Raw genomic sequence first — 5176 nt, forward strand, 5'->3', positions numbered from 1 at the left:
ACAGCAGGACCGGCGAGAAAGGTTGACGATAGCGTCGTCGCGCAAAAAAATGCCCAGAGAAGGCCACCGAAGTCGTTGGCGATGGAGACGACTTTAAGGGCCTTCCCTGGGCTTATCGCGACAGGGCGCGGCAACACCGCGCAGGCCCGGTTGGCCGGTGGGCCGATCGACAATCGCGGCGGCTCAACTCAAGCCTACAGCCGGAAATGGAAGGTTTGCGAGACGAACAGCCAGAGGCGTTTGCCGAGCGGCATCCAGCCGGCTTCGACGCGGGCTTCGCCGCGCATGCCGATCTGATAGGTCTCGTACGGGTCGTCCAATTCGACAGTGGCAGAGTAGGTCGGACTCATCGTCCGTTCCTGCCCTTGCTCGTCGGTCTTGGTGGCCAATTCGCCGCCGGCCTTGTTGGACATTTGCTTCGAGGCATACTCCATCTTGTCGCTGGAGATATCGAGGATCGTACCTGAAAGCGTCTCGCCGGGCAGTTCTTCGAGCTTCAGGTAAACGGTGTCCCCGATATCCACGAAGTTGCGGTCGGCCTGATCGATGGCCAGGGCGGCCTCTTTCTTCTTGGGATCGCCGACGAAGCAGAACAGCGTCTTGGCTTCGAGGAACGCCCGCGAGTTTTTCGGTTCCATTGGCGAGCCGGACCAACCAGGCAACCGCCCGTCTTCGCCGGAACGATCCGGCTGCGAAGGGGGCGGCAGCACGATGCCGTTGGCCGGCGCGAGCACCGTGAGACGCCGACGGTCGTAGAGCTTTTTGGCGAGCAAATCGCGCGTGGCCTCGATGGATTTCTCGACTTCGGGAATCTGATCCGACGCCTCTTGCGCGACCTGGTTGTCGCCCATCCGTTGCATCTTCAAGCCGAGCAGTTGGGTCTCGAATTCGGCGAGCTGTCCTTCCAGTGCGGTGATCTCCAACTCCAGGTCGACGTTGCTCAATTGCGCCAACACCGTCGATTTCGGTTTCAACTGCGCCGCGAACTTCTGTTCTCCTTGATCGGCGGGATCGTGTTGCACGATCGCACCGGGTTTCACGTAGCTGGCTTCCAGCACCCCGGGGATGACGACATGCACGGGATGGGCGTCGCGCGGCTTGATTTCCATGGTGCAATACACGCGGTGCGGCACCGGCACGAAGAGGATGCCCGCCAAGATCGTGCCGAGCACGACCAATGTAGCGAGTAAGCGCAGCTTTTTCACTTTCTCGATCCTCCCCGGCACATAGAAAAACTTCGCGACGTTCCACACCGGCTGCACGAGCAAACCGTACAGCGAGGCCATGGCGATCATCTGCCCGATGATCTTCAACCCGTACGGCTCGAAAACCTTGTACAAGAAGAACAAAATCGAAAACACCACGAACCAGCGGTAGACGGCGGCGGCGACCGTGTACAGGGCGAACATCCATTGATTCCGCTCCGGCAGGAACGGATCGTCCGGCGGTTCGATGCCCAGGCACCAGTGGCCGAGCTTACGGGTCAGAATCGTCGTCGATTTCTGCCGCAGGTTCGGGATTTCCATCAAGTCGGAGAGGATGTAATAACCGTCGTAACGCAACAGCGGGTTGCCGTTGAACATCACGGTGCTCACCGAGCAGACGAACATCGTGCTCAGCGCCAGGTAGTTCAGCAAGCCAGGTTCGCTGAACCACCAGACGAACGTGCAGATGCTGGCGATGAAGATTTCGACGTACATCCCCGCCGCGCCGATCATGGCGCGATGATACTTGTTCGGCAGCATCCAGGAGTCGGAGACGTTGCAATATAAGCATGGCGTCAGCACGAGGAGCATCACGCCCATTTCGTGACATTCGCCGCCGAAGTATTTACAGGACAGCCCGTGGCCGAATTCGTGGAGAATCTTCGTCACCGCCAGGACGATCATCATCCACTTGGCGTTGGTGAGATTGAAAAACTGATGGAACGACGGCAGCTTTGCTTGAAAGACGTCGAATTGCACCGCCACCAACGTCGCCGCTGCGATCGCAACCGCGAACCAGACAAACACGCCGAACGGTGTGAATACCGGCCGGACGATCGGCAGCAGCCAGTTCAATATCTTGTCGGGATCGATGCCCTTGAACCGCAGCGACAGGACATTGGTTACCGCGGCCCAACGCTCTTTGTTCTTCCGTTCGTTGCGTCGCTTGAGCAACTGCCGCCCCTGCCCGGGCACGTTGGCGACGATCAGGCCGCTCTTGTGCAGCATGCCAATGAACTGCTGCAGTTCCTCGACGGTGATCTTTTGCGGCGGGAACTGGGCCTCGAACCGGCGCTTCAACTCGTCCAGGCTGGTATGCCCGTCGAGTTGTTCCAGGATGTAGTACTCCTCCTCCTGGAAGCGAAAGTAGTTCAGCCCCACCGGTTCCTTTACGACCCAATAGCTACGCCCTTGGTAGCGATGCCGTCGAGCGGTCAAATCGGGCCGCGCGCGCATCGCCAACCGGCGTGCGGAACTCGAAACGAGACTATCGGTGAGGGAGGCCAAGGGAGTAGTTTGAAGTTTTCAGTGTTCAGTTTTCAGTGATTCGCGACAGCGCTTTTGTGGGGAGCGTTGCGGCTACTTGCGTTGGGCCGGTTGAGCGGCCGTTGGCGTGCCGTCGAGGTGGATGGTCATCGTGGTTTCGAGGCCTGGCCGCAGGAGCCAGTCGCCCGTCGAGTCCTGGCGGTTCGAGATATCGGCCGAAATGCGATATGGTCCGCCGATTTCGACGACCGGATTCACAAACGTGATCTTGCCGGTGAACTCAACCAACTGGTCGCCGGTGAGTTTCGCGCGGATGGTGACCGGCTTGAACTTGATGTCGGCGGGGCTGACTTCCTTGATGTTCACGTAGCCTTCGACCTTCAGCACGTCCATCTGCACGATGGTGGCGACCGGTTCGCCGGCCTGCACCCATTCGCCCTTCTCTTTGAAGACGTCGATGACCACGCCGTTGATCGGCGACTTGATCTGACGACGCTTGATATCCAAGGCCGCCGCCGCCATTTCGGTTTGCTTCACTTTCGCCGTGAGCTTGGCGACCTCGAATTCCATCAGGGCTTGTTCGATACCGAGCTTCGCTTTCACCCAGGACAAGTCGAGACGACGCATTTCGGCCGTCGACACGGCGTTGGCAATGCCACCCTTTCTGAGATCCACGGCGTCTTTCGCCTTTTCCAGTTCGGCCAGTGCGACTCCTTCCGAGGCCTTCGAGAACTTCACGTTGACGTCGTTCTTGGCCTGGTACACGGCGGCCTGATACTCCGCCTGCGTGACCTGGTGTTTCATCTCGGCCTGGCTGGAGTCGATCTTCGCCACCAGCGCTTCCGCTTCGACGGCCTCGCCCTTTTCGACTTCGAACGCGTCCAGCAAGCCCGGCTCCTGCGCGGCGACTTCCACTTCGCGCTTCACGAGCACATAGCACTGCGGCACATTCACTTCCGCCGCGGCGGCGAAATCAACAGCCAGGCCGGCCATCGCCACGGCCATCATCAAGGTACGCATGTTTGGAATCCCTTCGACAGGATGAATGTAAAGTGAAGTCGCTGGCAGTCAGACGTGTTTCGCGTTCGTGACCTGACTCTCTGTCACTTTCGCGTGATTTCGCGCCTTTCGCGGTTAACTTTCCTAAAACACCCGGAACAAAACCTTCGAGCGGATGAAGTTCACCACGTCGTGAAACAGTACGAAGCCGAGCGGTTCTTTGCCGCAATACACCTTGGCGTCGGCCGACGCGCCGGGACGCAGTTGAGGCAGGTCGTCTTTGTTGATCTTCACCTTGATCAACACGGTATTGCCTTCTTCGCCGTGCACTTCGGCGATGCGTTCGATTTCCTTGACCTCGCCCTCGTACTTCTTGTCGGAATCGGTCGCCATGATGTAGGTGACCTTCAGCGGTTCTTTGGACCCGGCTTCCGCGGCGATCCGTTGCGCTTCGAGGATGTAGCCCATCCGGTTCTCCGGCATGCGGATTTCCAGCTGCCATTCCTTGGAGAAGTCCGCCACGGTCATTAACTTCTGTCCGCGCGCCACCGGGCGGCCGACGGGCAGGGTTTGATCCAAGTCCCAGGTGATGATCTCGCCAGAGAGCGGCGCCTTCACGGTCAGTTGCTGCCGCTTCAATTGATTGAGCGCGATCTGCTGCTCGATGCTCTTGAGTTGTTGCTCCAAGCGGAGCCGATCGCCTTGCAAGCGGATCGGATCGTCCTGAGAACGATCCCGGCTCGTACGGCGTTCGCCGTCGCCGGTAAGCGATCGCAAGATGTTCCGGAGTTGTTCGTTCGTGGTGATTTGCTTGCCGATCAGTTCTTGCAAGGCCACATCGATATCGGTGTTCCGCATCTCAACGAGCACCGTTTCGCCGCCGTGGACCTGCGATTTTTCCTTCACCAGCACTTGGTCGATGGTGCCGTCGACTTCGGCCCAAACGTCGCGCCGGTCGACCGGTTGCAACGTGCCCGGGCCGCGGAGTTCGAAATCCCATTTCACAAAGATCAGCGCCGCCACCAAAGCGCCCACTGCCGCGAGCACTGCGACGGTCTTGGGCAAGGTCCTGGCCTGCACGATCCAGACGCTTTTGCCCAACAGACGCCAAAGCGGCATCAGGAACAGGCGATTGTGTTCGAGCGCGTTGCCGAGCGCCAGCGAGCTATGCTCCGCCACGACGTCGACGCGGTGATACATGCCCTCGGCGGGCCGACTGTTTTCGATCTGTTCAACGATCAGCGCGCCGAGCGTCTCGGCGTGTTCAGTATCTTCTTCCCCGGTGACGGAGAGGCGTTTCAGCGGCAGGATAGCGACCGTCTTCGAGTGCGAGTCGTCGACGTAATTCTGCACCGCCTCTTCCACCTGCGGCGCCATGTTGCTGGTGTCGCCGGTGTACCAGACCGGATCGCCGGTGGCGGTAACGGCCGTCGCCAGTTGATTCAGCAGCGTGACGGTGTTGGAGCGTTTATCGAACGTGTCCTGCCCGCTGATGGCTTCGATGTAGCACTTGCGGCCTTTCTTGATGGCCACGCTCACGCGGTCGCACTCGATCAGCCGTCGCCCTTCGTTGGCGATCGTGTAGGCCGCCTCGCGCGGCACCAGGCTGGCGTGCGAGACCCGAGTGAAATTTTCCAACCGCGAACAGAGGGCCTGGCGATCGCTGAAGTGGCGCAGTCTGCGCGTTTTCAGATAGTCGCCGGCCA

Annotated in this window: 3 protein-coding genes; all 3 read right to left on the reverse strand. The window is 59.7% G+C overall.

The features are described 5' to 3' along the window. Positions 1 to 194 precede the first annotated feature (194 nt). Complete coding sequence (locus SGJ19_25310) at positions 195 to 2492, reverse strand: hemolysin D (protein ID MDZ4783580.1); 2298 nt, start codon at positions 2490 to 2492, stop codon at positions 195 to 197. Positions 2493 to 2564: 72 nt separating this feature from the next. Beyond that, positions 2565 to 3491, reverse strand: coding sequence for an HlyD family efflux transporter periplasmic adaptor subunit (locus tag SGJ19_25315; protein ID MDZ4783581.1), 927 nt, complete (start codon positions 3489 to 3491; stop codon positions 2565 to 2567). A gap of 123 nt (positions 3492 to 3614) precedes the next feature. Then, positions 3615 to 5176, reverse strand: a 1562-nt coding sequence (locus tag SGJ19_25320; GenBank protein ID MDZ4783582.1) for an efflux RND transporter periplasmic adaptor subunit, incomplete at its 5' end; no start/stop codon positions are given.

Source organism: Planctomycetia bacterium (assembly GCA_034440135.1).
GTDB lineage: Bacteria > Planctomycetota > Planctomycetia > Pirellulales > JALHLM01 > JALHLM01.

What these genes read in the sequence shown, in the direction of transcription:
- SGJ19_25315 (MDZ4783581.1), bottom strand. Translation starts at nt 3,491, where the DNA reads ATGCGTACCTTGATGATGGCCGTGGCGATGGCCGGCCTGGCTGTTGAT.